The organism is Sphingobacterium alkalisoli, from assembly GCF_005049105.1.
GTDB lineage: Bacteria > Bacteroidota > Bacteroidia > Sphingobacteriales > Sphingobacteriaceae > Sphingobacterium > Sphingobacterium alkalisoli.
The window spans coordinates 157,555-182,770 of the sequence record NZ_SUKA01000001.1 but is presented as its reverse complement, the minus strand read 5'-3'; the positions used below and the strand labels follow the sequence as shown (position 1 = coordinate 182,770).

Sequence of the window (25,216 nt, the reverse complement as noted above, 5' to 3'; positions counted from 1 at the left end):
ATATATTCTATTAAAGACCAATATTTAACCCGAAAATGAACATACGGCTTTGCGGATAAGAACCTTGATCCACACCGACACGCAAGCCAGAAAAGGAATTGACATCTGGATCAAATCCAGTGTACTTTGTCCATGTGATCAAATTGGTACCAGTTACAAAAGCATCGACCTTGCGCAGTCCGATCCGGTTCACTAAACTATTGGCAAACGTATATCTTAGATTAACATTTTTCAATTTGATATAAGAACCATCTTCTACCCATCTGCTGGACACACGGCTATCTGTCTGCTTTGGGTCATCCCTTACCGGTTTTGGGTAGTTTGTGACGTCACCTTGCTCTCGCCACCTGTTCAGTGCATCTGCTGATAGGTTGTTATAACGCACGATAGAATTCCGTTCCTGGTTTATCGCACTATAGATATCATTGCCGTATGAGAACTGGAAAAACACATTCAATGCAAAGTTCTTGTACGTAAAGTCGTTACCAAAGCCTCCAAAGAACTTAGGCTCGGCCATACCAATGATCTGACGATCATCAGGCGTAATAAAATCATCGCCATTTAGATCGTGCCAGATGGGATCGCCACCCTTAAATAACGGTCCCAATGCACCATGCGTGATCGCATTCACATTGTCTTCATCACGAGCATATACCCCGTCAAAGCGCCACCCATAGAATACGCCGATAGGCAACCCTTCCTGTAAGATATGGTATGCTCCATTTTGGATATACCCGTTTGTCAAGAGATTTTCCGGTAGTGATAAGACTTTGTTACGGTTCAAACTGATGTTAAGGTTTGTTGCCCACGAAAATTTCTCACGGGAAATATTTTTAGTGGTCAACAAGAACTCCGCACCACGATTCTGTATACTACCGATATTCTGCATAAAGCTGCCAAATCCGGTTGTTGTAGGAATAGGAACGTCGTATAACAGGTCGTCGGTATTTTTAATATACAAATCGGTTGTAAAGGTGATTCTGTTCGCAAAAAACGCCAGATCCAGACCTGCATTATATTGTGTCGTCGTTTCCCAAGTTAAGCCTTCATTCGGCATAACCGTAGGAGCTGCGCCAGAAAAGTCAAGGTAATTGGCACCAACAACAAATTCGCCTTGAGAGGTGTAATCTCCGATGGCCTCATTACCCGTCTTACCTACACTGAAGCGTATCTTACCATCGTTGACTACGTTAGCGTTGAAGAAATCTTCTTGTGAGAAGCGCCAACCAACCGATGCAGAAGGAAAGTAACCAAATCGCTTCTGCCTACCGAATCTAGATGAACCATCGGAACGTAGGTTGATTTCTCCCAGATACTTCCCTTGATAATCATAGGACGCACGACCAAAATAAGACAGCATCGCATGTTCGGAAGCAACATTGATATCTACACCATTCGCATCTTTGTTAGAGATCGTACCTGCAGCATTCAATGTCCTGATATTATCGCTTGGAAAAAACATGCCGTTTAGCCCTGTACGATCATAGCGCCAGCTCTGTAAGCTAAACCCTAACAAGGCTCCAAAATTATGATCTTGATTGACTGTTTTGGTATAGCGCAAAAAGCTTTCACTCCCCCAGTTCATGTTGGTACTGCTTCTAACCGCACCCGTATTATAACCTTCTCTGTAATCCAGTATTGTCGGCATGAATTCATCTTCCTTCATTGATGTGAAGTCGAAATTTAAATTACTTCTGAAAATAAGGTCGGGTATAATCTGATACTCGAGGTATTGACTACCTATTATCCGGTTGCTTTTATTTAGATTTGTCGCATATTTGGCAATACCTACCGGGTTCCGTCTCCCTAAACTATAACCGTTTAACGAACCGTCTGGCAAGTACATAGACATAATAGGTGGACGGACCAGCAATTCCCGGATCACACTTAAATTGCCGGCACCGGCAGCATTGATCCTGTTATTAAGGGCATTCGTATATGAAATACTTTGGCCAATTTTCAGCTTATCCGTAATATTGAAATCTGTATTCAACCGGGAGGTAAGTCGCTTAAAATTGGAATTCAAAATAATACCATCTTGATCCAGATATGATGTGCTCCAAGCGTATTGCGTTGTTTTGCTTCCTCCTCGAATAGATAAATCTACTTTATACTGTGGTGCCACACGCATCAACTCGCTCTGCCAATCCACATCTCCGTTATTTGTTGCACTCAATGAATCCAAAATCGTCCAGAAGGGCTCTTCCGGATTGTCCATATTATTGTATGAATCGATAATAGCTTGACGATATTGTGTGGCATTCAACACACTCAACCTGCGCGTTAACTCACTTACACCGGTGGTTAAATTAACATCCACAATGGCCTTACCCTCCGCCCCTCTTTTGGTGGTGATCATCACCACACCATTCGCAGCCCGCGAACCATAGATAGCCGTGGATGCCGCATCTTTTAATATTTCTATTGATTCAATATCCCCGGGATTTATGGCGGCCAAAGGATTTAATCCGAAGCCCTCTGTGCCATTGAGGTTGGACATGGATCCCGATTCGATCGGAATACCATCAACAACAAAAAGTGGGTTGTTTCCAGAATTCAGTGAGGAGCTACCCCGCACGCGAATAGTCATCTCACTACCTGGAGCGCCCGAATTGGACGTAATCTGAACACCCGCTGCACGTCCCTGCAAAATAGATATTGGGTCCTGTAATGCTGTTTTTTCGATCTCTTCGCTATTTACGGAAACAATCGATCCTGTCAGATTTCGCTTTTTCTGACGACCGTATCCCACGACCACGGTCTCTTCTAGTTCATTCGCTGCGGGCTGCAGCGAAACATTAAGTACGGATCGTCCGTCGACACCTATCTCCTGTGTACTATATCCCAAAATGGAAAATATTAAGACAGCATTATCCGCTACACCTGGTATATTATATTCTCCATTCTGCCCCGCACTGACGCCCTGGGATCCACCCTTGACTACCACACTGACCCCTGATACTGCTGCTCCTGTCTGCGCATCGGTAATCCTGCCGGAAATCGCTCTTGTTTGTGCCAGTACAGATTGAAACAAGAGGAAATTGAAAGCAACTAAGGTTATCCACCTAATGACTGCTTGATTTCTTTTTTGGCTGAAAGAAATTTTAGGATTAGTTTCTAAAGTCATATATCATCATTTATCGAGGTTATAAAATGTAAATCTAAACTAAGGAATAAGATTAATTAATGCAAACATTTGCCTAACAAAATTTACTTTACAGCGGTACTTAAACTTTCTAAAATTATATTCAACACACTTATATAGAACATATTATATATAAAAATAAATAAATAAATAAAATGAAAATAAATGGCAATAAAACAAATTAATGCAAACGTTTGTCACTAAATTGAACAAAGACAGCATTGCGTGGAAATTTTGCTTATCTTTATTTGCTATACTAATTTAATGTTATTTCGCCTCGCGTAGTACGGTAAGTCTAACGAGCGGAAAATAGTTTGATATCGAGATGAAAGAAAAAAAAACAACACCTATAACAATAAAAGATCTGGCCAAAGAACTTAATCTTTCGCCTTCAACCATATCGAGAGCTCTTTCTGATCACCCTAAAATAAGTCAAGCAACTAAAAAATTGGTTTCTGATAAAGCTGAACAGTCGGGTTTTCGTCTTAACGCTATCGCTTCAAGCTTTAGAAGCAAAAAAACAAAGTCTATAGGGATTATCGCTCCACGGATAGATATTGATTTCCATTCCCGTGTGATTAGCGGTATTGAAGATTATGCATATAAGAGTGGCTATCATGTTATTATCTTTCAGTCCAAAGATTCCTACAAAATGGAAAAAGAGATCCTTCAGAATCTACAAAACATGATGGTAGAAGGTATGATTATCTGTTTGGCAATGGAAACCAAAAACTTTGATCATCTCAAAAAACTCATTAAAACTAAACTTCCTGTCGTTTTCTACGATCGAACACCAGAAACTTTCGACACCAACAAAATTACGATTAATGACTTTGAATCGGCTTTCAATGCAACGGAACATTTGATAAAGATCGGCTGCAAGAACATCGTGCATATAGCTGGTAATCAATCGACCGGAATTTTCAGGGCTCGGCTAGAGGGGTATAAAGCAGCGCTTAAATCATACCATCTGCCTCTTAGGGATGACCATATTTTTGTGACCCATAGCTTAAGTTATCAAGAAGGGCTAACATGTGCTGAAAAAATATTGGAATTAAATCCGCTGCCTGATGGTGTCTTTTGTGCTAACGACTACACGGCTGCCAGTGTGGTAAAAGTTCTTAATAAACGAAAAATAAACGTACCAGAACAAGTCGCAATAGTCGGTTTTAGTGATTATCCTATTGCGCAGATTATCGAACCCAGCCTAACCACTATTAACGACCGAGCGGTACAAATGGGAGAAGCGGCCGCCAAAATGCTTATTCAACATATTCAGGATCAAGACTTTGACATTATCGACCATCAGGTGATTACCTTAAAAACAGAATTGATTGTGCGCGAGTCTTCGACACGGAAAGCCTAAGCATATACTTATAAAACCAACATGATAAGGGTATGCCAAAGCTTACTTTTACTCCAAATCCGCACTTAATAAACAAACCCTGCGGCTGGATGTTGTCACCAACCGCCTTAGAATTTTCTTTTAGATCGATCCGTTCTCCTTTACTTGCGTGCATATTGCGTGCTTTCAAAACCTTGTATGGCCCCGTTGCTAAAAAACGACCGCACACGCACCACCTCCATGTGATTACCTATCCTGATCATCAGGGTTCGTATTCGGACATCGTTGGACATTACCGACGTGAGGTGATCTGCTGCCATGTTATTGATCAATTCATATGCTGTTGTCGGCTCAGTGTCCTCGTCTACACCAAACACAAAACTGTCTGTGGATACCGCCAGATGGGTCCTGAAATATGGAATGAAATACGCTGGAATATTAGTTGCCCATTGGGTACGTTCGTATTGGCCAGGTAGTACATTGCTATCCGGTATCTTGTGTAGGGAAAGTGAGTTGTCCACAATATTGGCTGCAAACTCCGAATCGCCAGCATCCCAAGAAGCGATCGCTCCCTCCCTGATACTGATTTTCAAATACTGATTATCCATATCGATGTGCACTTCATTCCCGCTCACCGTAAAACGGTGCGAATAAATATACGAGGAGCCATCATAGAATGTTGCGCGTTTGACCAATGGGTCGAATGTGATCATAAACGTGGATTGGATATTTTCTACAGGCGTTATTTTGCCAATGACTACGTATCCGCCTATATCTTCATTAAGATCAAAGCCCGCATTGACATTGTCCTTTTTGCAGGCAGACGCCCCTCCCAGCAATAAGACGACGAATAATATTCTTGCTAATGTTTTCATGTATTAATTTTTTATTTCCTCTTGTTTCATTTTGCTTTTCTATTACTTCAATAGGTAAGTATAAGTTGTGAACTTCTTCATCCCTGAATAAGGGGTGGGCTCATAACAATACATGACCAAGAAATTCCCATGCGTAATGAGCATGGTGAGATATTGTCCAGCATAGCTGTCATTTGGCAACAAGACCTGTCTATCCACTTGCTTAAAAATCAAGCCATCGCTACCCAAGCTTCGCAGTCTTACCCCGACAACTTGCATCAAGCCTTCCGGCTGGCCGGGAAAAATAGTTAGCTGGCTATTTTCGTTGATTTCCCGCCATTCAGTTCCCTTCAATGAGTTAGGGCCACTGGCACCGGCTATACGGATATTGACCAAGTGAAAATAATTTGCAGGAGTTGGGCCGATGATATCCACCAGCTCATCCCGATTTCTGGTCGCACTCCAGCGGTTGAATGCGCCTTCGGTAAACCTAAAATCAACCTTATTCCCTTCCTGCGACCATTCGCCAGAAAAGGTATTGACAGCATCGTACCAGGTGAATTTACCCCCTTCATGCAATCTAATAGCAAAAAGCCTATTATCGTCTGACAGGGCATCGTCGGTAAAATGACCGTATAAAAGGGTGTTGGCCAGGTTATCCTGTTGGTCGGATGATGTACCATCCTTTTTGCAGCTTACCACCGCCAGCAGCCCGACCAACCATGGAAAGATATAGGTAATAAGATGTTTCATATTTCGAATAATTAATCACACGGTGTGTGCGGTGCATATTAGAATTCATAGGTGAATTTGAGTCCCAAAAAGGATTGGGAGAGTAGCCCAAAGTCCGCAATTCCTGAATTCATCCATTCCTCATATTTCAGCTCGGCACGGACGGGACCAAATAGGGTACCAACACCCGGTGAAACTAGGAAGCTCGTGCCTTCTCCCACTTCAGCATCCTGGAGGGAAATCATCGGACCAAATTCCAATTTGGCAAACACGGGAAAAGCCGTATTGAAATTGTATCGCGCTCCCAGCTTTATGGGCACATACTGCGGATTATTTACGCCTTCGAGTCTTTCATAATACACAAACCGGTGGTATCCCACCGAGGCAATCACGTCCAAGGGCTCGTGGAATGGCATAGCATAGCTGGCATTGAACGTGGCACCGATACCCAGCATGTGTTCCGCCAAGCCTTCTGTAAGCGGAAGACCGACTTCCAATCCAATGCCGAATTTCACGGGGAATTGTGCTTTTGCATGTTGTACCCCGCCAAGTAACATCATGCACATGGTCAGTACGAGGGAAAATTGTTTTGTGTTCATGGAATTTGAATGTTATGTGAATTAATTTAACCAAGCTGTCATTTTCGTATAGAGCGGATCCACCCAATTGCCGCCGCAATGTGTATTGCAACTATTGTCTACCACGGCTTCACTTTGCGCTTTTACTGCCGGGTTAATTTGCGCCATAAGCGCCGCTCCAGTGAGCCCGCCGCCATCGCAGTTGCAGTTGCATACGATGTTGAATACGGGAATTTTGAAGTTTTGTGCTCTCCATGCATCAGCCGTCCAGCAGGAAGCGAGCAGTCCTTTGGTGTGTTTGAGGGCTTCCGAAAGGACGATATTGGTAAGCAGCATGGCCGAAGAATACGATACACCACCCACCACGGACTTGGACTTGTCCACTCCATATTTTGCCGACAAAGCATTGATGCACGTGGCGTAATCCTGTCCTACCATGGTGGCGCTGCCATTCCAATCGGCATTCCCCGGTGTAGCGCGGTATTGCACCACGGCAGCCACGTAACCGTTTTCTGCTGCTTTCTTGCAGGTGTTATTTTCAAGCCCCCCGTCCAAGCTGCCGGGACTAGGATTTCCAGGGTCATTGCCGCTACCCATCACCAGGATGCCTTTGTAGCTACCCAGGTTTTCATTGACATACACCTTATAGGTGATTCCGCTGGCCGTTTCGACACGGATGGTCACATCTCCTGACTGTTCGTCTGGACGGTTGTTATCTTTTTTACATGCCGACATCAGGCAGATCAACATGGCAGAAAATATTAATTTTTGAAGTGCTTTCATGGTGTAATAATTTAATCTCAATCATTATGGTTGGTAAAAAATCACTTTATTCTGATCGAGATGGGCGGCCAATAAGCCCACACCATTGCTTGGCGTGGGCACAAATGCCAATCCGAACAAATTGCGACCTACAGCTATTTCCTTAACACAATCATTGTAACTCACGGATGGACCGTTGAACCCCTGTGGGTTAAGAAGGGTAACTATGCCAGATACCGGCGAACTGATCACCAACACCCCATCCGTTACAGCTATATCGACCGGGTTGGCGATACCCCTCGCAATGCCCAAAATTGTACCGTACGACCCATCCCCATTTAAAGTATGCTTCATCACGACGTCTTCACCAAACGTTGTGGTGTACAGCGTATCCTGATAGATGGCCAACCCTTTGACATTGCCAAAACCTGAGGCGATGGGTTGCTTCACATCCGAGGTAAGCGGACTATTCATCCGGATGATGTTTCCCACGCCATCATTTGCGATGTAGAGCCTGTCCTGGCTGTCGAAAGCCAGACCTCGCGGGTTCACAAATCCGCCTTGTATAGTTTTGACATAGTGGTAAGTGACAACGTCTGGTCGCCCAGAAATCGTAAACACCTGTTTACGATAAACGGCAATGCCTGCAACCTGCTCGGTTTCGGCCACATATAGGTTATCATCGCTGTCAAAAGCCAACGCCTCAGCCCCTCGGTTGTCCCATTCAGCCACAGGAGCGGCCTTAGTCAGAAAGTCACTGTAATTGCGCCAAACCCTGGTTTTTCCAAGGATACCATATGCTCCACCATATTCGCCAAATCCGTTATATGCATTCACTGCGACCATTCCGCTTTTGGAAACCGCTATACCGCATGGCCGGCCGAAATCGCCTTGCGAAACCGCCTTATAATCTGGCAGCGCACATTGCGCCACATGTGGGCCATTACCTTCCTTTTTGCATCCCAACGCAATTCCCAATGCCACTATCCATACCCATGTTAAACTGAATTTCATTTCGCTTAGTTTTTTAGAGTCAATGAACCGTATCGTGCTCATTATCACTTGTATAATATTTTTCCAGCCGCCCTGATCGCAAAACAGCACCTTATCTTACAAATCGTCTTAATCGTGCTCTCATTTTATGGGCTAATGTTCACCGGCCCTGCATACCTTCCTTTGATCGTGCTCTTTTCGGCAACCAAATCGAATGTTATTTGGTAATTACTTCCTGTTTTGCGGATACTGACCGAACCGGAAACCACTTCATCCACCGGTTCATCTGCCACCAAGATGTGTCCATACCAAAAGTTTTCCGAAGGATTGTAGTTTGGATTATTATTCTGATTGGCATAGGTGTATGTGCCCTGTGCCACCTCGTTGCCAAGCTTACTCAAAAGGATGTTGATCATGCATTGCTGGTCTTCGCTGTATACCTCCAGCGACTCGTAGTCATTGGCGATGATATAGCTGGCACTGGCTAACGTGATGGCTTGCCCGTTGTAAGTCAACTCATTTTCGGGTTGAGGGTTGTCTTTTTTGCCGCAAGCCATGGTCAATAGGACAACTGCGATGCATAGTGAAAGTCTGTTCATAACATCTATATTTAACGAATGACTACACAAACCTAAGTCATGCCTCAGATTTTATTTCCAACAATGCGCCGGTATAGCGTATCAATGAGCGAGTGAGCCGTTTGATTGAGGGAGCTGTTCACATCCGTGCCAATACCCGCCGCCAAGCAAGGAGGCCGGTAGGGTTAGGCGCCGTTAAGGCATCGTAATCGAAACCTCCTCGCTTACTTCACTTTCAATTCCGCGTTTATCGACACTCGAGACATAATAATAATAGCGATTGCCCGCTTTTGCCGTTTTGTCTAAATAGCTTTGCTGTTCTCCCACGGATTCAACGTCGGCAATCATTTCCGTACCACCTGCGGCCAGCGCCCGGTAAATGCGATACGAATGAATGTTGCCCGATGCGCCATCGGTGTCCCAGTTAACTACCACGCCGCCGTCGCCCGCCATCAATCGCACACTCCCTGGCGGCAGGGGTTTCTGATATTGGGAGGCTACGACCACTACCGGGCTCAGCGCGCTCAGCGTACCACTGGCATCAACGGATCGGATGGCGTACCAATATTGCTGCCCGTGGGTCAGTGTGTCGACAAATTCGTTCATATCGGTTTCCAGCCATGCTTTTTCCCCGAATGCTCCATCATCGGTGTCCTTGCGGTACACCCGGTAAACAGCCACGTGCTCAGAAATGCGGTGCAAATCCAACCAGGTGAGCGAAACCGTTGTATCGGTGAGCCAAAGCGGCCTCAGCTGGCTGGGTGCGGTTAACCGCACGGTTTCGTTCGTACCAGACCGCAGTACTTCGATGACGGCGGAAGGTGGACTCAACGATTGGGTGGTAGATACGGCAGCAACCATGTAGTACGCATGGCCACCCGCTGCCCGTTGTGCAGTGTCTACATAAGTATTGAGGCCCGCCGTGGGGGGTAGCAGTCCGCTTACCTGCTCCAAGGGCGATGTGGGGGACGTGGTGCGATACACGTAAAAACCGCGCAGATTGACCGTATCAGCATAGTACCACGATAAACGGCAGCCTTCGGGCGTATCTTTGCCTTCGAGGTTCTGGGGCGGCAATAGCTTCACGACGCCCTGATAGATGCCAGAAACGCGCGGCGACGCTAGGGAAAAATTGGCCTCGCCCTGTATCAACAACTGGTAGTAATAGCTCTTTCCCCCGCGCACGTCGAGGTCTACGTAGGCGGTATCCGTTACGGGCACAGTAGCAATGGTTTCGTACCCCCCGTCGTACACAGCGCTTCGCAGGATGACGATGTTCTGCAGGCTATAGCGCTGCTCCAACGGCTCCCAATACAGCCGTATGCCGTTGTCTACCGCCTGGGTCTGCACATTGAACGCCGTTTCGATATTCCGACGCCCGCCTACCTGCAAGGTAACGGTATCCGAGGGATTGCCGGGGTTGCCAAAGATATCCCTGCTGGCAATGTAGTAATCGTACCGCACACCCGATAGCGCCGTGGTATCGGTGACCAAGTAGGTAAGCGAATCGCCCTTGGCATTCACGACTACGCCAGACGGCGTGAATAATTTTTCGAAATCGGTAGCCGTGCCGCTTACCCTTCGCCATATGTCAAATTGCATGGCCCCGTTCGCTTGCGCGGATTGCCATTCCAGGTATGGCCGGCTTTCTCCGGGGTCAACAATGGTGCTCCTCATCGGGGAAAATGCCGGCGATGTCCGTTCATAGTCCACCCACTCTGATCCAAAACGGGATCCATCGGCCTTGCCTGTGAATTGATAGGCATAGGTTTCGCCGCTTACAGCGCCGGTATCCAAAAAGCTCAGGCCCAGCGCCAAATGGATGATCGGACTACGCACACCCAATAACGAGGCCGCGTCCTGACCACTCCATACCTGCCACAGCGAATCCGCCAGCTCCGTAGCGGGTAGGCTGTATCCCGGAAACAAATCGACCACATCGCTCATCCGTCGGTAAAAATCAGCACCGCTGGTCGGCCGGGCAGTCCTTCCGACAGGCACATAATCGGCGTCCGCCTTGCTTTTCCGCATAACGGTCAGCCCCATCCGCGCCACCGCCACGTCATTGAACTCCACGTAGAGCCCTTGCACCGTACCGGTGAAGTAGGCCTTTTCGCCCGTCTTACGCTGCTGCGCCAAACCGACCGTGATACCGGCAAAGCCGGCCACCACTAACATCAACACACTTTTTATACTCGCAGATTTCATTGCTTTATCGTATTAATAATCAAAATCATTGCTTTCACTGCAGCTTTCATCGGAGAGGCGGGCATTGAAGTTCACGGTCTTTGTGCAATCCGCACCGACGCAAAGATCAAGCAATGCCAGGAATCCGATGTCAAACGATTTCTTTGCCACCAGCAAACAGGTAACCTCGGCCTTCATGTTAAGCGAGCCACACGCCCGGGCGTTGAACGTGACACCGGCCGGGCTGTTGGTAAAGGTGGTCTTCACACCCAACTCCGCTTTGACCTCGCCGGAAATGCCGCATCCCATGAGTAGTTGCGAAACCGGCGACATGCGGGCGTAAGCGCGCCCGAATGCCATCGCCCCGATACCCAATTCTTGCGAGGCTCCGCCGAAATTGGCATAGATACGGGCATCCAAGCCCGCCATGGCACCAACTTCGATCCCGATCCCCGGCACCTCGAATTTCACTTCCTCGATGATGTCTTTTCGCCCGGTCAGGAAGAAGCCCTGTATGCCGTTGGCCTTATACGTATTCGGCAGGCGCTTCACGTACGATACTTCGGTGATCCGCGCTTCCAGTGCCGGTGAAATCTCGGGATAGGAACCCACGCACATGCCTACGCCCAGTGGGAAAATCAGCGGCACGCCCCGTACGTTGATATTGGCGCCAGTGTAAAAATACCAGCCTTTGGGGTCAAACAACATTTCTATGCCCAGCTTGGTCAGCGTCACGGCACCTGCCTCCAGCTTGGGCATGCTGAGCGACCCGAACACGCGGCCATTAGCGAAGTCAAAATCAAACTTCATGTCTGAGAAGCCACCATTGCCTCCCGCTGCCCCGTCGGCGATTTTCTGTACCGGGATTTCATCCTGAATCCCTTTTAGCGCCTCCATGGCCACCATCTTGGCCGTTTGCTTTGCCTTGTCGGCAATATCGATACCCGAGAAGCCCTTGATGATGCCGTTTATCTGCATCGCGGCCCCGATGGGGTTATTGTCGATACCGTTGTTGACGATATCCATCCCCTCACCGATCAGCCGCCATTTGCCGGCAAGCTCCTGCATCGCCTGTTCGGCGGTTCCCCCCATCTGGAGCAACTGGTTGTAAGTGTCGTTTGCGCCACCCATGGCTTCTTCGAGTGTCCGGCGCGCTTCGGCCAGCGCGGGATCATTGGCCACCTCATCCACCAAATTCGCGGCCATCCGGCCTGCTTCTTCTTGATAGGCTCCCAATACGATCTCCGTTTGCCGCCGCGCTTCGTCGGCAGCCCCATTGAGGCCACCGGTGACCATGCTCACCAGGTTTGCCTTCAGCGTCGTGGACTGTCCAGGCAGCTTTATCGTGCCGGCAATCCCGATGCCCTTTTCATGAAACAGTTGTGCGTTTTCCTGCTTCAGGGTGGTGAACGTGGTGCCACCGCTGCCCGTAAAGGAAAATTCTAGCGGACTTACCACCAAGCGGTTGGTGCCGTTGCCTTCCGGATAGTAGGAAATGGTGGCCGACAGGTTGTCTGGCACATTGGGAATATGTAGACTAGCAGCTCCGGAAATGACCAGCCGGTCGAACGCGCTGTATATGCTTTGTGGTTTGAACGACAGTTGATTTTGGAACGTGATACCCTCCGCATCCGTGCTGAAGCCGAACACTTCTTCGTTGTTGCTCAACAGCGACATATATTGGATCTCCAACCGGTCATTCGGATTCGTCATCCCAGGAAGTCCTTTCAGGTGCGCCGCCTTTCCGTCATCGCTCCGCAGCGTAAACTTGAAATGCCCCTGTCCGGGTATACGGCCTACATCCGGATCGTAGACAAAAGCAATGTCTGCCCGGGGATTGACATGCAGCTTGATGTTCGCTTTGCCCCCCACCGTGAGGTTTTTGCGGAGATTTGCGGCCTCCGATCCGGTAGCGTTGTGGAAAATAAGCTCGCCGGGGATGATTGAGATCTTGCTCAATTTGATATCGGCTTTCCCGGTATACAGTGTATTGTTATTCAGCACGATACCGCCCGATGTATTAGACAGCGTCCATGACGTACTGTGCACCTCCCACTCCTCCAGCTTAAAGCGCACCTCATTGTCTGTCACCACCGGATCCATGCGGTCATGCCTGATTACGGCCTTGCCCGCCTTGAGGTCTAGGGTTATCCCACCCTGTATGCGCGCGGTTAGGTTCATGAACAGGTTCACGCTATCGCCCATCACAAAAGACTCCCGCTCGCCGGCGGTCTCCGTGAGTCCGTCGAAGCCGAGGTATTTGAATCGGATTGGGCTGCCATTGCCCGCGGTAATCGAAAATTTCGTCAGCGGATAAGGTTCACCTGTGCGGAAGACCGGAATGGTCAACTTCTGGGCCGTGTTGGCATTCCCATAATTCCCGACGTAAAAATCCGAATTACTGATGGTCATGTAACTCGTCGGGAAATTAAACGAATTGTCAACAATACGTACTTGTCCATTGAGTACGCCCGTGGTATCTGTCTGCCCCTTGGTCATCTTCAACTTACCGTTGCCCTGTTCAGCCAGCTGTCCGTTGAATACGTTAAACACACGGATCCGCAGCTGTTTCTGTTCAAACTGGATGTGGTCTTCCGTGGGTACAGCCAACGGAACTCCGTCATCATTTGTGATGGTGGAAGCGCCGACCTTGAGGTTTTCAAACGCCAGCACTTTCGGTCCCGATGCCGACCGGAGCGCAAAATTCGGGTTGTCTTCCAGGTCGTACAATTCACCGCTGACAAGGTATCCGCCGCTTGTCGGACGTAAATCGTTCAACCGCGCGGGGAATCCGTACAGCTTGCTGACATCGATGTCGCCCGCTTCGCGTATCGCGAAATCGACGGAAGTAGGCGCAGATTGAGGCACCTTGCCCCGCTTGGCCAACGATACGGTTTGGCCGATATAGGTGCGGCCCGGCGCCGAATAGGTGGCGGTAATCGCCTGTGGGAGCTGGCTATTGCCACTCGGGAATAATCCACTGGCGGCAGGTGCCGGGACAATTAGTTCGTAGGTACCATCCGAACGGGTTTCCGCCCGCATGTCTGACTCGCTGCCCCGCCCTTGGTCTATGTAGACCACGGCACCCCTTACCGGTGAGCTATCCGCGGCGAAGACCACACGGCCCGTCATCACGGTGGCGGGTTGGACAACGACCGTAACCCGGTGCACCACATTGTCATCGTTGCTCACAAAATTTTGCGTGCGGGGAACGAAAAGTACGTTTTGCCGCGTGGGGCTGACGATGTTGAGTTGCCCGTTCCCTGTTCCGTTAGCGTTGCCCACATTTCCGTCCGGCAGACGCAATCCACCGGTTTGCTGCGGCTGTGCACCTTTCGCTGGGGCCGTATCAGGGGCCGTTTCCCGTGCTTTACCTGTCTGCGAACGGGGTTGCGCGCCGTTGCTAACCCGCACGGTAAAGTTGTCGATGGAGTTATTTACATACGTAAACGATGCCAACCCCATGCTGTTCGTTTTCCGGAAATTATCGTCGCCCGCACCTTCTATTTCTACGTTCGCATTGGTCACCACTCCCCCGGTTGTTGTTTTCACCAGGATCTCAACGCGGTGCTCCCTCCGCTGCAATTTGAAATCGCCGAGATACGCGTCCGGACCGTCCGGATTCACTGCCACGGTTACGCCGATGTAGGCGGGATCATAGGGCAAGATCATGATCGAATCGGGTCTTGCCGGTAGGTCGATGTCAAACCGCTGTAGGTCGGTCACCCGGTTGAGTGCGGTGACGCCCACTGAAGGGCCCACCTGCATGTCCCGTATAGCCCCCATCACCTGAATATTGCTTCCCGATTCTTCCGACCGGGCCATGGCTGCCTGAACAATCGGTGAAACACTGGCTGCGGAGCTGGCTTTGAAGGTGGTTTGAGGTTTATTGTTTACCAAGGTGGTCACCAACATGCCGGCGTTGCCCAACGGTCGCGATACAGACTGAGTGCCACTTTGGGTGGCTAGTTGGATATTCGACTGCACCACAGCGTCAAATGAACTCGCGTAGTATCCATTGTACTCCATGTAATTCTTTTCTTTTGCGGGCTCATCCTTTTTTCCGGTGTAGGCATAGGTGTCTACCCAACGCCCGCGGTCTTTGATTTTCACCCGAGCGGTTACGCCCTTGGCTGGGTTCTCGGCGTCCACCACGTAGCCGAAGGCATTCCGCCCGAGCGGCTTCAGCGCGGTGGTATAATCTTCGCGCTTTCCGGTTACTCCCGGAGCGATCTGCACACCGTAGGGCTCGGCCGGCACTTCATATCCCGGTGCCGAAATTAAACGCACATAGAGGTAGCCTGTCTCTCCGGTTTTTTCCACACCATCGTTGCCAGCGTTGATCAGGAAATCCTTTATTTTCGAAGAGAAATCATAATACCCATCAGCATTCGTTTCCGTAAATTCAGAGAGGTAGTATGCATTATTGTTCACGCCGAAGCTGATGCTCACATGGAGCTTGACGCCTTTGATGCCTAACGTCGTAAAATCATCCGTAATCCGTCCACGAACTTCGGTGGGCTTGGCCAGTACGCGGAAGTAAACCGATTGATTAACACTCGGGTCGAACTCGCTATTGAAAACGAAGCTAGATGCATCCGTTCGGATAATCCCTTTATTATCCATGTCAATTCCGGGATTTTCCACTTCCCGCCGCGTAGGGATATTCTTCGTGGCCGGGAAATCGAGGTAGGCCGTCTCAAAAGCGGCCGCGGTAAGCCGGTCGCGGCCATCGGCTTCCAGCATAATCATGTCTTGGGTGATTGGCAGCGACTTTGGCACGTTTTCAAACCGTATATTCCCGTTTTCGTCACTGGCCCCCTGCCGATACAATACATAGGTTTGGAAATTCGTCACCACGGGCGAGGACACCAACGGCGCCGCAGACTGTAGTACGCCATATTGGGGCCGCATAGCCAGGACATTTGCAGCGGCCGGTTTACCGTCCGTCTGTCTGCCACTAAACGCGACCAAGCTGGCTCCGCTGTAAGTTGCATTGTAGTTGGGCGTAAACCGCGCGGTTTGGAACGCGTTGTTGAGCGTATTTGAATTGCCCGTATTGGCCATACTACCGGTCGCCATCGTTACAGTGCCGGCCAGCATCATGTTCCCTCCACTATTGAACGGATTCACTTCCCTGTTGATGTCGATACCCTGCATCACGGGCCAATATTTCCGGGTGGAGCTATAGGCGGGCTTATACAGGTTTACCGGCACGTTGGCAAAACCACCGAGGATATCCGGTTTATCCAGTCTGCCGATCTTTTCGACATGCACATCGATATTCACCGTTTGCACGAATGAAGTGAGGGTACCGCAGTCGGCATCCTCCCAAGGCTGTACGACGATGTTCTCATCCGGCGCGCAATAGTACCGCACGTCGGGAACGACGCGGTATACCCGCTTTACCTTTCCGTACGCCCGCAAGCCCGTCTGGTCCGGCACAGGCGTAGCCACCGACCCATCAAGCTCGGCCCCCGTAAATTCGCCGTTGGGAAAATCGAAGGTGAAGCGCCCTTCTGCATCCGTATACACCGTCTGTAGCACCTGCATATTGTCCTGGATGGTTTTACCGCCCACCTCGATATTGTTGCCGGCCAACCGCTCGTACCCATCCTCACTCCCTGCTTGAAGCTCGCCGTTCAACACGCCTTGGACAACCGAACTCGAACCGATGGCTGTAGCCCCCACCTCCGCGCTGATTCCAGGGACAAACAGTTTGGCGCCGCTTATGCTTCCCGACGCGCTGGCCTGTGGGCCTACCAAATCTTGATTGGCATACCGCATAGCGGCGGTTGAATAGAACGAGCTTGACGTCACGGCACCCACTTTAGCGGTAACTCCCTTTAATGTCTTGCCGGTCACCTCACGGCCCCTCTTATCAGGGGTCGACGACCCGTTCTCATCCAACAGGTAGAAGACCACCAACTTAACGGGCATATTCGCATATGGGGTAGCGGGCATGCTGCGGTCGGTTTTATAGGCATACTGCAATTTGCCGGTCAGCTTGGTCCTTGGCGGCGTCACCAGGTTTTTATCGAGCGTCAGCCGGGCCGTATCCGGCTCGTCGTTATACCGATAACTCAGCCAGCCACTCCTATTCGTGCTGGGCTTGGGTGTTGCGTTGGCAACACGGGCTTCTGCCTTGCCGTCCGATGTCTGCGCTTGAGGAGATTCGCCCTTGGGATTGCTAGGAGCCGGTTTGGCCGCCCCAGTTCCGAAAAGTGCAACGAGACCTTTTGTATCGATTGCCTTAGCCGTTTCCTTTCCGTCGGATTTTCCTTGCTTCGCGATGCGGTCGCCCAACGGCGAAACACCCAGCGCCATTTGCAGCTGGTCGAGCGAAGTTTCCATCAGTACCATGTTGCCGTTTTCGAGGCTGACCCGGTATCGGTACGGCTCGGCATCCAAGTTCCTGAATAGCCGTTCGAAATTGACCCGGAACGTTTCCGGATCGGCCGAACCTGAAGGGCTGGGCGTAGTACGCTCAGCGATCAGCACCTTATCAGCGGCCGTCGTGTTATTCAATCGCCCATCGTCCAACAGGTCGCCTTCGTATTTCGGGATACCGAGCCGCTTGTCGTTCTTGTCGGCCATATTCCGGTAAATCCGGATTTTAGCCCCCGCTACGTAATCGCCACGGAGTTGGTTGAACACCTCCTGCACATTTACGCTCAACGTATAGCTGTTGGCAGCTACCACCACGTCCGCCAGATCACGGGTACCGCCGGGGGTGATGGCCAGGTATTCTCCGTACGGTTTATAATGCGGATTGGTTGTCACCAACTGATACATCAGCACCAGGTTGTCAGGTACCTGACCGAAATTCCCGAATCCGGAAACCCGTGATTTCGTTGCTTGTCCGCCGGTAAACCAATCCCGCTTTCCGTCAGGGACGACCCCCGCGCTATCCAATGCCGACATCAGGCAGGTCAGTGTAAAGTTTCCATCTTCATCGGTTTCCACGGCCACACCGTCGAGCATGGCCGATTGGTCGTCGATGGCTAAAGACTCACGGGATGATAGCGGCACAAACCGCGCTACACCGTCGTCGTCCATTTCCTGCCGAGCGAACACCTTTTTCAGGTATACCCGCTCGTGGGCCACGGGGAATGTGCGCCCCTCGGCATCACCCGCAAAGCGATACCGGAGCCGCCCGCGGATACGCGTGGTATCTTTACGCAAGGTGTCTCCCTGATAGACAACGATGGGACCCGCCGGCTCCGCCTGCGTAGCACCATACGTGAATAGCACCACCTCGCTCATCCCTTGGTTGCGGAAGCTGATTGTGCCAAATGGGTCTATGGCCTGCACCATCAGTGCGTACTGCCTTCCCGGAGTTAATTGTGGGTACTGCGGGCCATACAACAACATGTTCATGTTGACCGTTTCCTCAAAAAAGGGCGGTGTAGTAGATGACTGAATGGCGTCGTTTGGGTTCCTGGGCACAATCATTTCCACCAACTTCACTTTATATTGCGTCATCGGCGATGCGCCCGGCGGTGTGCTCCATGTGATGGGAAACGCTTGCGGACCATCAGCGCGCAATTCTTGCTCGTTGAAAGGCGAAATGATCGTAGGTGGTTCCACACTGCTGATTACCAGCTGCGTGCAGCCGATAGGCTCTTCTGGACTCAGTGGATTGTGCGTATCGTAATCCAGCGCCTTCACACATAGTTGATAAGTTCCCTCCAACAACCCCACACCTCTTGTGAAATCCGCTTGACTGATGCCGGTATACTGGATCTGGTTATGGTCAAATAAAAAGGCAATGTCCGTCCCATTGAGGTTAAGCACTTGTCCCGGAGCCAGTTCGATAGCTTGTGGGCTGCGATACCCCGGCCTCACCCAAGCTCCCACTCCGTTGTCGCCACTTATGGATGCAGATAGTTGCACACGGCGTGGCGTGATGGATGTATTGGTGAGCGTGAGCAGCATTAGATCTGGCCGGGAGGCATACTCGGTGATCCGGCTTTGGTAAGGCGGTAACACCCTGATGTTTACATTGACCTGCGCGTCGACGTCATACGCCGTCAAAAACAACAGGATCAAACTAATATGACGAAATATCAATGGTAAGTTTTTCATAGTCCGAAGTTGATTTGATAGGCCAACTCACCACGTGTCTCGGTAAATGTAGGATTCACTCCCGTAATCACACTCCCTGGATTATTGTTGGTCAAAAAGAACGAGGCACGTATAGATTGCCAATTATTGACTCGATAGTTAAGATTCATCGATCCATTGATAATCATACTTTTGCCTGACGACGTATTGCCTTGCATCAGGCTGCCATTGAGGCCGGTCTGTAGCTTTTGCTTCGCCATACTATAGTTGCCCCCCAAGGTCACCCCGCTGTAACTCGTTTCCGTGCCTGCGCCTTCCATCGCGGTGTGGCTAAGACTTGCGAACACGCTCAATAGTTTGGAAGGGAAACTCACACTATAGTTCAGCAGGTATTGGCTGGTATTAATGTCCCGGTTGTTGGCCTCCTGCTCAAAGTAACTATTGTAATCTTTCATACCGCTTAGGTTTACAGAGAGCATGACCGTATGGGTCATTCGCTCCCCGATAATCGTGTATCGTGGCATGATATTCAGTGTCTGGGTAGTTTGCACGATCTTCAAGGAATCGGCGAACCGCAGCGTATTCGGCCGCTGGTTATTAGAGAAATTACTATAGTTGATATCTACACCCAGCTTATCGGTAATTTCCGCACCGATCACACCCGAACCGATAATCCGCTTATTGGTGGCTTGCTTTTGTAAATTCACGTTATCCTGTTGTATGCCTAGGCTTGCATTTACGCGTAGCTTTCCATTAGGCAGGGAGAAATTGGGGTTGATCGTCAAATTTTCCACATCATTGGCGAAAAAATAGGCACCCATAGTCTTAAAATCAGGCTCTATACGCCTGTAGTTTACCTTTATACCGTAGTTTTTCTCCCGGTAGCCGATGCCCGCATTAAATGCCAGAAACCATTCCGTTGTACCGTTGATGTCCAGGAGCCCTTTCATTCGCCGAAGCGTGGGGTCGGCTATGGAATCGAATGTAATCGGTGAATTTATGTCGCGGGTGTAGATACTTGCCGCACCATCGCTTTCTATAGAGAATTTCTTGAATAACGTAAACTTCATGCTATAACCCAACACCGTATTGGCCGCGGCCAGTACATTCGAACTGTCGGGTAACCGGACATCCGGCCGGGAAGTACTATCGTCCTTGGCATGCAGGAAGTTCAAGTCAAAATGGTTAGTGGAGGTTCCATACCCCAGCTTGGCAGCCATTCCCTTACGGCTAAAGGAAAACGGCACTAATGATTGCGTAGTTGTGTCTACAACAGTAGCTCGATTGAGTCGCCCGTACATGAATCCAACCCGCAATTTGCCAGGGTTGATCTCGAATCCCCCACCGAGCATCGTATGGCCTGCCAAGGTAAAGGGAGAGAAAGTCACATTTCTATACCCGGCATGCAAGGTGATCCATTTGTAGGTAGGGCTCATCCCAAATTGGTTGAAAGGCTGCCTAAACGCACGGTCATCTTTGCTCAGTGTAAAACTGAAGGGCACACTCCATCCGTAAAGACTCACCGTAGGGCTTCCACTCAGCAAATAGGTAAAAGGATCACGCCGATTGGCAATGCCGCTGGCATTGTAATAGATACCCCGAAGTTCGAGAGTGCCATTGAACCCGATGGGCTTCTGGGCTTGAAGGTTCGATAAGTCTTGGGCAAGTGTAGTCGAGGTCTTAACTATCAACGCTACCAACAGACAAAGCCAAAGGGAGAATTTCATGGCAAGGGGATTTTTTCAAACTAAATTAGTCGGCGACACGGAATGCCGCTTTTACACTCCTGTAATCGTGCCAATTAACAATGGCATTAGCGGAAAATCCACCATCTCCCCACTCACTTCGTTCGTCCCGGGGAACTGCCACACCTCCTTTTGTACAACTTAATGAATAGCTTCCAATGCGTATAACCATCGGGACAATCTTAATCAGGCTTTTAGTGTTCATAACAAATAGTATATTGCCACTATTTACATTACTTTTCATAGGGCTTGTTACATCAAAACAAACACATAAAATCCGAAAATATCAGGCTAATGAGCAGAGTGTGGCTTTCATCGAGCGAATGCGGTATATAAGTGAGTGAAAACAACTTATGTAATTTTATCTCTTTAACATCCGTATAAAGGAAGCACATCAGACCTACATTTCCTTGCGCCTTACTCAAATAAAAGATTAGAAAAACTTTAATTCATTATCGACCGAAAATATTCAATCCAACGGCTATAGCAACGCCTTTTGATTCTAAACGTGTCCGTCCATAGCCTATCCCGGTCAAAGGTAATTTCACAAAAGGTCTTATGCCGATATTGACTTTATCATTTATCTGACGATCAAAAGATATTGCAACGTCGGCTACCCCCATTATGTGTTTGTTCTCCCCGCGTACTTCGTAGTTATTGTACAACGTACTACTAGAATAACTAGGCTGTTCGTCATATGAAAAACGGTAATTTTCCCTCAACATAAAATAACTTGAAAGACCGGCGCTCAAGGTCACTTTCGTCTTTTTAAGATTTGCTACATTAAAATTAACCAATAGGGGGATATCGATCACATCACAAGAGGCATCTACATCAGAAGGAAGCTGAATACCTTCAGCTATTGACTTTGGTTTATAGAAACTATATGAAGATTCATAGTTTTTCTTCGCATAAAGGATTCCTGTCGAAATACTAATCTTCTTACTTAAAGAATGGGTATAAAGCAGACCGACGTTTTGACTCAATGAATACTGACCCGCACCACGGACATTAGACAAATCTGGAGCAGCTAATACACTCAATGTACCCTTTTGTTTAAAAGGGCTCTCTTTAATCAATTGCTTGGCAGAAATAGATCGTTGGTCTTGCTCTTCGAACACAAAGAGTGTATCCTCCGTGATTTGCATCTTTATTTCTCTCGGTGAAGCGGCAGGCGCGAGCTTTAAGTCTAATGAAGCTGCTGAAAGTCTATACGCCAAAGTTAGCTCCTGTATTTCCCCACGCCCAAAATACTGTCCTTCGCTTGCCGCAATTAGTCTGATTTTATTATCAAGCCCTTGACTCTTCTCTTTTTGTCCTACATTTCCTCTGTTCTTGACGACTTCATCTATCCTATGCCTGTCTTCAAATTTAGCATTCTTGGATACAACTGCTGTATCCGCAAGATATTCTGGTTTGCCTAACACAACATTTGAGCGGATAGGCGCGGGTTTGTCAATATGCAATAACAAAAATACAGCTATTGAGGCTGCAGTCATGGCAACAAATATACTCACTACTCTGGTCTTTCGTAGACGTCTCTTCCGCTCCAACTTCTGTTCCATCGCTTGCCAATTCATCTCATCAAAGGGTATTAATGGACGCTGCAATCCTTCTTGAAATAACTCATCAATATTCTTTCTTTTTTTCTCCATTACTCCTCCACATTCATTTTTTTTTCATTTGTCCCTAATTCCGCTAATTTGACCATTTCAGCCAGTTTGGCGCGCGCTTTAAATAAATTAGATTTTGATGTGCCTATAGAAACATTTAACATTTCGGCAATCTCGTCGTGGTTATACCCTTCAATGACATAAAGGTTGAAAACTGCTCGATAAGAAGGGCTAAGAGCATGAATCATGAGTATCAGATCATCATAGTGCAATTTGGCATATATCTGCTCGTAACGATCTCCGAGATGTTCATAATCGCTTATATCTGATGTATACGCAAACTTAAGATTGTGCCGATAAAAATCTATCGCGGTATTGGTCATAATTTTTCTAATCCAGGGCTCCATTGGTTTACTGGTATCAAATTTCTTGATTTGTGTAAAGATTTTATAGAAACCCTCGTTCATTATACTGGCCGCATCTTCTCTATTGTTGGCATATCTCGTACAGATAGCTATCGAAAATGCATAGAAAACACGATAGAGCTCTTTTTGAGATCTACGGTCTTCCTTTATACAACCCTTAATAATATTTTTGATGGAATTAATCTGCGTAATGGATTTCACCAATTCTCCTTTCTACTCTACCTACGTAAGGTAACTTCAAAAGGTTGCCTGCATTAGTAATTTTTTTTTAGAACTTTTTTTCTCCTCTTGGCAACCCTTTGTAATCCATCTCCGTACTGTATGTTACAACATTCAACATAGAAAGATATGATTAATTTTTTAAAAACGCCAGTTTATGCCTCGCTACTAGTGATGGCCTTTTCAACATTTATCTCGTGCTCAGATGACGAAAACGAATTGAAGAATGACCCAATGGGTTTACAGCTACGAGCTGATCCTGTTTTCGGGGATGTCCTTACGGATGCGAAGGGAAAAACTCTATACTTCTTTTCCAACGACGCAAAAGGCACTTCGACATGCACAGCTGGCTGCTTGACAACGTGGCCTAAATATCATAGTGCCGAAACGAGTACTGACATGGCAGTCGACAAAGCCGAGATTGGAGAAATTACCAGAGCCGACGGATCTAAGCAGACAACCTATAAAGGTTGGCCGTTATACTACTTTACTGGCGACAATAGTGCCAATACCATCAATGGCGATGGATTAGAAAAAATCTGGTTCGTAGCAAAACCAGACTATATGCTAATGGTTGTGAACAGCCAATTGGTGGGAGCTAATGGAAAAAATTATAAAGAAGATCTGTCTGAAGGAATGGGAAATACAATTTACTTTACAGACGATCGTGGACGCACACTTTATGCCTTTGCTCCAGATAAATTCAATAAAAACACATTCACCAAAGAAGACTTTAGTAACGATCCTATATGGCCGATTTATCAAATGATAAGCGGAGCACTACCTTCGATAATTGCTGACGACCTAATAGATAATATAGACGTATTTGGTAAAAAACAGCTTACCTACAAAGGATGGCCGCTCTACTATTTTGGTCAGGACAGCCAAACTGGAGATAATAAAGGAGTAAGCGTACCGCAACCCGGTATATGGCCGATTGTAAACGAAAACAGCTCCATAGCCCCAAGCAATTAAGTTTATACTAAAAGAATGAACATGAAATTAGTACAATTAAAAAACAAATGCAGACGCACCCGCCCGTTAACAAGCACGAACATCGTCGTATTATCCATCATTGCGATTATCACCGCTATAGTAAGCTGTTCTAAAGACCAAGCAGCAGAACCAAATCCAGAACCGTCTCCTGAAAGCGTAACTGTAGAAAATGTAAGTTATATCAACTTTGCAAGAGCTCTTTTTGAAAGCAAATGCAGCTCATGCCACGCGGCCGGAGCATCCGCGAGCGGAAAATGGACTTTCAGCGGATATACATCCGTTAAAAACAATGCTGCCACCATAAAAAACGTCGTACTCGAAAATCGCACCATGCCTTTGGGTGGATCATTAACATCACAGGAAAGAGAATTACTCGCGGCCTGGTTCACTCGTAATACACCCGAAAACTAATTGAACAAATATGCGGAAATTGATAAAATACATCATATTACTAACGAGTTGTCTACCTATGTTGGTTTACGCACAAAAAACGCTGACAGCTAAGCATGCGGAGATTTCTTTCTTTAGCAATGCTCCCTTAGAAGATATACAAGCTATTAGCAAAACTGCTGCCTCCGCTTTGAACCTCAGCACCGGAGATATTGTCTTTAAGGTAAGAAATACCTCGTTTGAATTTGACAAAAAACTAATGCAGGAGCATTTTAATGAAAATTATATGGAAAGCGATAAGTATCCGCTATCTGAATTCAAAGGTAAAATTGAGGAACCACAAAAGTTAAATAAAAACGGAACCTACGTAGTCGATGTGTCAGGTACACTTCTCATCCATGGGGTAACCAAACTCTATCAAACTAAGGCTAAGATTATTGTCAAAGACAATATACTATCTGCGACCTGCCGCTTTAACGTTAAACTTGCAGACCACAAGATTAAGATACCCTCTATTGTAGGTAGAAACATTGCCGAAGTCGTAAATATTGAGATATCAGCAAGCTATAACCCTCAGTAATATTAAT

General features: G+C 47.9%; 17 protein-coding genes. 4 read left to right on the top strand and 13 right to left on the bottom strand.

Annotation, left to right across the window (positions count from 1 at the left end):
- Window positions 1-10: 10 nt before the first annotated feature.
- On the bottom strand, window positions 11-3,127 hold the full coding sequence (locus FAZ19_RS00800) for a SusC/RagA family TonB-linked outer membrane protein (RefSeq protein WP_136818702.1): 3,117 nt from the start codon (window positions 3,125-3,127) through the stop codon (window positions 11-13).
- Between the two features lie 343 nt (window positions 3,128-3,470).
- On the opposite strand from FAZ19_RS00800, the gene FAZ19_RS00795 reads away from it, so the two are divergent.
- On the top strand, window positions 3,471-4,511 hold the full coding sequence (locus tag FAZ19_RS00795; RefSeq protein ID WP_136818701.1) for a LacI family DNA-binding transcriptional regulator: 1,041 nt from the start codon (window positions 3,471-3,473) through the stop codon (window positions 4,509-4,511).
- A gap of 140 nt (window positions 4,512-4,651) precedes the next feature.
- Here the strand turns inward: FAZ19_RS00795 and FAZ19_RS00790 are convergent, their stop codons facing one another.
- The 12 genes from FAZ19_RS00790 to FAZ19_RS00735 form a co-directional block, all read right to left on the bottom strand.
- Window positions 4,652-5,365: a hypothetical protein gene (locus tag FAZ19_RS00790; RefSeq protein ID WP_136818700.1), complete on the bottom strand. Its 714-nt coding sequence runs from the start codon at window positions 5,363-5,365 to the stop codon at window positions 4,652-4,654.
- Window positions 5,366-5,407: 42 nt separating this feature from the next.
- Window positions 5,408-6,097: a hypothetical protein gene (locus FAZ19_RS00785; RefSeq protein WP_136818699.1), complete on the bottom strand. Its 690-nt coding sequence runs from the start codon at window positions 6,095-6,097 to the stop codon at window positions 5,408-5,410.
- Between the two features lie 38 nt (window positions 6,098-6,135).
- Window positions 6,136-6,675: a hypothetical protein gene (locus tag FAZ19_RS00780; protein WP_136818698.1), complete on the bottom strand. Its 540-nt coding sequence runs from the start codon at window positions 6,673-6,675 to the stop codon at window positions 6,136-6,138.
- Between the two features lie 21 nt (window positions 6,676-6,696).
- Entirely contained in the window at window positions 6,697-7,437 is a 741-nt protein-coding gene (locus FAZ19_RS00775; protein WP_136818697.1) for a hypothetical protein, read from the bottom strand.
- 24 nt (window positions 7,438-7,461) lie between these two features.
- Window positions 7,462-8,430: an NHL repeat-containing protein gene (locus FAZ19_RS00770; protein ID WP_136818696.1), complete on the bottom strand. Its 969-nt coding sequence runs from the start codon at window positions 8,428-8,430 to the stop codon at window positions 7,462-7,464.
- A gap of 125 nt (window positions 8,431-8,555) precedes the next feature.
- Window positions 8,556-9,008 (bottom strand): hypothetical protein, encoded by a 453-nt coding sequence (locus FAZ19_RS00765; RefSeq protein WP_136818695.1) that lies wholly within the window; start codon window positions 9,006-9,008, stop codon window positions 8,556-8,558.
- A gap of 174 nt (window positions 9,009-9,182) precedes the next feature.
- Window positions 9,183-11,195 (bottom strand): fibronectin type III domain-containing protein, encoded by a 2,013-nt coding sequence (locus FAZ19_RS00760; RefSeq protein ID WP_188876073.1) that lies wholly within the window; start codon window positions 11,193-11,195, stop codon window positions 9,183-9,185.
- 12 nt (window positions 11,196-11,207) lie between these two features.
- Entirely contained in the window at window positions 11,208-19,262 is an 8,055-nt protein-coding gene (locus FAZ19_RS00755) for a hypothetical protein (RefSeq protein WP_136818693.1), read from the bottom strand.
- Window positions 19,259-20,968, bottom strand: a complete 1,710-nt coding sequence (locus FAZ19_RS00750) for a hypothetical protein (protein WP_136818692.1) — start codon at window positions 20,966-20,968, stop codon at window positions 19,259-19,261. Before FAZ19_RS00750 ends, FAZ19_RS00755 begins: the two co-directional genes overlap by 4 nt.
- A 25-nt stretch (window positions 20,969-20,993) precedes the next feature.
- Window positions 20,994-21,191 (bottom strand): hypothetical protein, encoded by a 198-nt coding sequence (locus FAZ19_RS00745; protein WP_136818691.1) that lies wholly within the window; start codon window positions 21,189-21,191, stop codon window positions 20,994-20,996.
- 247 nt (window positions 21,192-21,438) lie between these two features.
- Window positions 21,439-22,641: a PorT family protein gene (locus FAZ19_RS00740; protein ID WP_136818690.1), complete on the bottom strand. Its 1,203-nt coding sequence runs from the start codon at window positions 22,639-22,641 to the stop codon at window positions 21,439-21,441.
- Complete coding sequence (locus FAZ19_RS00735; protein ID WP_229707335.1) at window positions 22,641-23,225, bottom strand: RNA polymerase sigma factor; 585 nt, start codon at window positions 23,223-23,225, stop codon at window positions 22,641-22,643. The genes FAZ19_RS00740 and FAZ19_RS00735 overlap by 1 nt, the downstream gene beginning before the upstream one ends.
- Before the next feature lie 147 nt (window positions 23,226-23,372).
- Here FAZ19_RS00735 and FAZ19_RS00730 point away from each other — a divergent pair, with 147 nt between their 5' ends.
- From FAZ19_RS00730 to FAZ19_RS00720, 3 genes are read left to right on the top strand one after another with little or no spacing between them, the layout of a single operon-like run.
- Entirely contained in the window at window positions 23,373-24,218 is an 846-nt protein-coding gene (locus FAZ19_RS00730; RefSeq protein WP_211245407.1) for a hypothetical protein, read from the top strand.
- 21 nt (window positions 24,219-24,239) lie between these two features.
- A complete protein-coding gene (locus tag FAZ19_RS00725) occupies window positions 24,240-24,650 on the top strand; it encodes a c-type cytochrome (RefSeq protein WP_136818688.1) in 411 nt (136 codons plus the stop codon).
- Between the two features lie 10 nt (window positions 24,651-24,660).
- On the top strand, window positions 24,661-25,209 hold the full coding sequence (locus FAZ19_RS00720; RefSeq protein WP_211245406.1) for a YceI family protein: 549 nt from the start codon (window positions 24,661-24,663) through the stop codon (window positions 25,207-25,209).
- The last annotated feature ends 7 nt before the right edge of the window (window positions 25,210-25,216 follow it).

Coding starts and splice junctions, on each gene's coding strand:
- FAZ19_RS00780 (WP_136818698.1), bottom strand. CDS start 6,675: ATGAACACAAAACAATTTTCCCTCGTACTGACCATGTGCATGATGTTA.
- FAZ19_RS00800 (WP_136818702.1), bottom strand. CDS start 3,127: ATGACTTTAGAAACTAATCCTAAAATTTCTTTCAGCCAAAAAAGAAAT.
- FAZ19_RS00730 (WP_211245407.1), top strand. CDS start 23,373: ATGATTAATTTTTTAAAAACGCCAGTTTATGCCTCGCTACTAGTGATG.
- FAZ19_RS00760 (WP_188876073.1), bottom strand. CDS start 11,195: ATGAAATCTGCGAGTATAAAAAGTGTGTTGATGTTAGTGGTGGCCGGC.
- FAZ19_RS00755 (WP_136818693.1), bottom strand. CDS start 19,262: ATGAAAAACTTACCATTGATATTTCGTCATATTAGTTTGATCCTGTTG.
- FAZ19_RS00745 (WP_136818691.1), bottom strand. CDS start 21,191: ATGAACACTAAAAGCCTGATTAAGATTGTCCCGATGGTTATACGCATT.
- FAZ19_RS00770 (WP_136818696.1), bottom strand. CDS start 8,430: ATGAAATTCAGTTTAACATGGGTATGGATAGTGGCATTGGGAATTGCG.
- FAZ19_RS00775 (WP_136818697.1), bottom strand. CDS start 7,437: ATGAAAGCACTTCAAAAATTAATATTTTCTGCCATGTTGATCTGCCTG.
- FAZ19_RS00725 (WP_136818688.1), top strand. CDS start 24,240: ATGAAATTAGTACAATTAAAAAACAAATGCAGACGCACCCGCCCGTTA.
- FAZ19_RS00795 (WP_136818701.1), top strand. CDS start 3,471: ATGAAAGAAAAAAAAACAACACCTATAACAATAAAAGATCTGGCCAAA.
- FAZ19_RS00750 (WP_136818692.1), bottom strand. CDS start 20,968: ATGAAATTCTCCCTTTGGCTTTGTCTGTTGGTAGCGTTGATAGTTAAG.
- FAZ19_RS00785 (WP_136818699.1), bottom strand. CDS start 6,097: ATGAAACATCTTATTACCTATATCTTTCCATGGTTGGTCGGGCTGCTG.
- FAZ19_RS00765 (WP_136818695.1), bottom strand. CDS start 9,008: ATGAACAGACTTTCACTATGCATCGCAGTTGTCCTATTGACCATGGCT.
- FAZ19_RS00720 (WP_211245406.1), top strand. CDS start 24,661: ATGCGGAAATTGATAAAATACATCATATTACTAACGAGTTGTCTACCT.
- FAZ19_RS00790 (WP_136818700.1), bottom strand. CDS start 5,365: ATGAAAACATTAGCAAGAATATTATTCGTCGTCTTATTGCTGGGAGGG.
- FAZ19_RS00740 (WP_136818690.1), bottom strand. CDS start 22,641: ATGGAGAAAAAAAGAAAGAATATTGATGAGTTATTTCAAGAAGGATTG.